Genomic DNA, 2,800 nt, shown 5'->3' on the forward strand with positions numbered 1-2,800 from the left:
ATCTCCAATTGTACGCTTTCCCGCATGGTTACGGAAAAGATATGTCTTTGCGGCACCGTTGATGGCAGTATACGTGATGTCGGTAAGATCAACCTTTCCTTTTCCATCCGCGGTTGTTTCTTTCAATGCGGCATCCTTCGCAACCAGTCCTTGTGCCACGATACGCTCCACATCAAAGGAGAATACATTTTGAGCCTCACTTGTACCCGTTTTGGCAGCATCCTCGGTAATGCTGGGAACAATAGTTTTCTGCTCGGCTCTCGAAGTCATGACAAACTTGTTGTCTGTGGCAAGAGCAGCAATATCTTTTACTGCGGTAGCTGTACTACCATATGTCTGATCCGCAGCTGTTGCAATATCGGCGGAAAGGGTACCCTTGTTAAACAACAGTGCCATGGATTGAGGACCGGGATTCGTCTTCCATGGAGCAACCTTGAATGTACCGGCTGTTTGCGTTTCCCAAAATTTGCCTGTTTCATCAGCTACCGTTCCTAACATCCATGTTTGAGGCAGGACATTTGAGAGAAGCTGTAATTCCGTAAGCTTACTCTCTTCCGTTCTTCCTCCATAATCTTCCTGATTGTCATTCACCGCTCTGGTTGAAACATCCTTCATAGCGGAAATATACATTCCTGCAAATGTTGTTCCCTCGCCCGGATTGTTTACCTGAGGGACATCCTCATTATTACAAGCTGTCATGCCCAGACTTAAGGCTGCAACTCCCACTAAAAATAAATTGTTTACTTTCATAACTTAAACTGTTTAGTAAATAAATAATTTAATTATTAATACATTAAATGCTTGCTATTTATCCGTTAATCCTGTCATGGAAAGTCCAGGAGTTTTCATTCCCGGGGCTCCATGTCTTTTTTCAGTAATTCCTCCGCCTTCCGCCAGTTTCCTTTCATACTATGGGCAATTGCCATAGGATAAACAGAACGGCTGTCACTCTTTACTGTGTCTAATATCATCAGAGCCTTATCCGCATCCTTTTCATACTTTAAAAGCGCATTGGCATAGTTGAGTGCCGCCAGCGGATCAAGTGCAAACTGTTCATAAGCCTTCTTGTATATGTTTACCGGATTTTTTCCCTGTTCGGCATACTGTTGCGCCAGCCTGTACATCTCATACTGGCTCAGGCATCCGGGAACGGTAATAAACATTTCCTCCAATTCGTCATCCGTATAGGGACGAACATCAAATCCCATGCGAAAAACGGTACGGCGCAAAGTGGGATAAACTGTGGAAAGCAACTCCGCATAAACCTTTCCCCCATCTAAAGAGCGTATAGCCGCTTCACGGGCCACATCCGTATGATGCCTATTAATAGCGGATAAAATTTCATCCTTATATGCCAAAGAAGATACATTTATAATATTTTCCAAGCCTTTCCAGTCTTCACCCACCCCTTCTATTTCGTATATGGAGGCTTTCTCGAGCTGCGGGTACTTACTCAGTACATAATAAGAAAGCGTATGAGTACGACGTTCCGCCAAATGTTTATTATAACTAAACTCACCTTCCGGAGAAGCGTATCCCATGATATGTACCTCACGAAGCCTAGCCCCTTTGATCCGAAGCCCTTTGGATACAAAATCATCCAGACGGGCTAATTCTTCCTGATTTTTACCAAATCCAAGAAGAAGTTCATACTGTGCGGATTTGAAAGTGACCTTACAGTCAAATTCTTCTTCATAACATTTTATCTCCACCTTTTCCGGAGTATAAAAAATGTATTTATAGTCTTCCGGGCCAAAAAGGTCTATCCCGGTTACCGGTATATTCAACTGGCTCACACCTTTACCGCACTCGGAACATCCATACACCTCTTCACGAAGAAAAAGATGGCCGGAAGCCATCCAACGTTCAAAAGGCAATGTTTCCCTGACGGAGATTCCAGACTCCCTCAAATCTCTGGAACTGCGAATATCCTTCACAGGAAGTAATGTACCCGGGTTACCACCCAGTCTTTCCTTACGGGCAACAACCTTGTATCTTTTCTTTCCGGAAATACACAAAGGCGAGAAAGCAGTCCTGATATTGCCGTCAGAAGATACCAGAGAAGGATAGATATAAACAATTTCCTGTGTCCTCAACCGATTGATGGATTCTACTATATTGAAAGAAACGGTAAACATTTTCCCTTCCGGGCTACGTCCGGTTTTCACATCTGTATATTCCAAACGGGGATTCCCCTTTCTGACAACCTTATCCTCCACCTGTCCTACCACCGGCAAACAGTATACATACCCCAGCACAGAGAGTATTCCTATATAATATTGTATTGGTTTCATTGATTCTGTTTTTAATGTTTATATATGCAAAGCATCATTTATTTAATTATATAGATAATCGAAACGGCAAGCTTTGTAGGTCCCAGATAATCAGCTTTCCCCTTACTATCTTTCTTCCCACAAGAAGTACATCTGAACCTGTCATATTTAACACGCGCATAGCCCAGTCCTAAGGATGCCTCTACACTGAATCTGCTGGACAGTATCCAATGGTAGCCCGTACTGATACCCCCACCGTAAAAATACCCCTCATAACGGTAATCTTTCATTTCTTTGGAGTGGTTTTGAATGATAAAAGGAATATTTATGCCTCCTACATTCATCTGTCCTCCGTGGGCATGAAGACCAAGAAACCAGCCGTTGAATGTTTCACAGGTCCAATATCTTATCTCCGGCTGTACAAGCCAATGGCTCCACTTCCTTGTTTTGTAACCGCCTGCGGTAGCATCACTTTCATAAAAGAAGAAATTCATACCCACTTGGGTATCCAAAGTCCATTTCTTCCC

At 43.2% G+C, this 2,800-nt stretch carries 3 protein-coding genes; all 3 read right to left on the reverse strand.

What is annotated here, in order from left to right; genetic code table 11:
- Positions 1-750, reverse strand: a 750-nt coding sequence (locus tag RE317_RS20860; protein WP_303266289.1) for an Mfa1 family fimbria major subunit, incomplete at its 3' end; no start/stop codon positions are given.
- 95 nt (positions 751-845) lie between these two features.
- On the reverse strand, positions 846-2,294 hold the full coding sequence (locus RE317_RS20865; protein WP_008670998.1) for a hypothetical protein: 1,449 nt from the start codon (positions 2,292-2,294) through the stop codon (positions 846-848).
- A 38-nt stretch (positions 2,295-2,332) separates the two neighbouring features.
- Positions 2,333-2,800, reverse strand: a 468-nt coding sequence (locus RE317_RS20870) for a DUF3575 domain-containing protein (protein ID WP_303266291.1), incomplete at its 5' end; no start/stop codon positions are given.

Origin of the sequence: Phocaeicola sp. GP0067, from assembly GCF_031119655.1 — a bacterium.
GTDB lineage: Bacteria > Bacteroidota > Bacteroidia > Bacteroidales > Bacteroidaceae > Phocaeicola > Phocaeicola vulgatus.

Bases quoted from the DNA above. Each gene is read 5' to 3' on its own strand.
- RE317_RS20865 (WP_008670998.1), bottom strand. From the start codon at position 2,294: ATGAAACCAATACAATATTATATAGGAATACTCTCTGTGCTGGGGTAT.